This window comes from Psychrobacter sp. AOP7-A1-24 (genome assembly GCF_052376235.1).
Lineage (GTDB): Bacteria > Pseudomonadota > Gammaproteobacteria > Pseudomonadales > Moraxellaceae > Psychrobacter.
Genome location: NZ_JBQSVM010000101.1, coordinates 1 through 995 on the forward strand (window position 1 = coordinate 1; position 995 = coordinate 995).

General features: G+C 30.6%; 1 pseudogene. It reads right to left on the bottom strand.

Going from position 1 to position 995, the window contains the following annotated elements:
• Nucleotides 1-355, bottom strand: a pseudogene (locus ACT3QQ_RS13875) (OmpA family protein); the annotation flags it as partial.
• Nucleotides 356-995: the final 640 nt, after the last annotated feature.

Sequence of the window (995 nt, forward strand, 5' to 3'; positions counted from 1 at the left end):
TTAGGATACTAGCGCTATTGATAGTTTGCGGACCACTACAAACCACGACGTCTGAGTAATACCCATCTTTTAAACTTGTATGAAACATCTTCTCTGAACCAATTCCGATATGAATAGGAATATGTTTTCTAATATCAGCTGAATCTCTAAAAAATACTACTCTACTTTTATTTTCACCAAGCGACATGTCATTAGGTATTTGAAAGACTTGGCCGTTTTTACTCCAGCGTCTTTGGTTTTCATTGGTAACGTCTGTAGAGTTCGCCTCGATAAATTTACCGTCAAGAGTTTGACAGCCGATCACATTCATGATGAGAAAAATAGTACCAACTAGTGCAAGGCTATTAATACGCATAATATCTACTCCAAAAAAGCGGGTTCAATAACCCAAAATAAGTGAAATCTATGAAAATAATATTAAAAATGGCAATAGTCTTCGATACCGATCATTCTTAGCAATTGATCGGTCATTAATTTTAGATGAGATAGTTTTTTCTTGGGAGGTTCTAGTTGCAAACAACTATTGGCACGAAGGGCAGATATATAGTTTTTATTACAACAACTATATTTATTATCGTTGATAGACATACATAACATATTCATAGTACGGTCATAAGACATCTGACCTATACTTATAGAATATTTCACACCTACTGAACTATTTTTTCTAATAGTTAACAGCATGGTTTCGAAAATCATAAAATCTCATCCTTAATTATCAGTTGGCCTATATAAAGAAAATCCATTTTCTCATGATGACTTACAAACCCTTTTTTAAGAAAATTATTATAGGTTTTTCCAATGAAATACAACTTAATAGTCTAAAATATTTACTTATAAGAATATAAAGATCAAATTACAGTAGTAGTACAATATGGTTGTTACCTTCACCTCAAGATACATACTATCAACAAAAATTTAATTTATAAACTATTTATATAACTTTTGTTACTTATTTATGAATATGTAAATACATGTATCTTGCTAAAAAACCT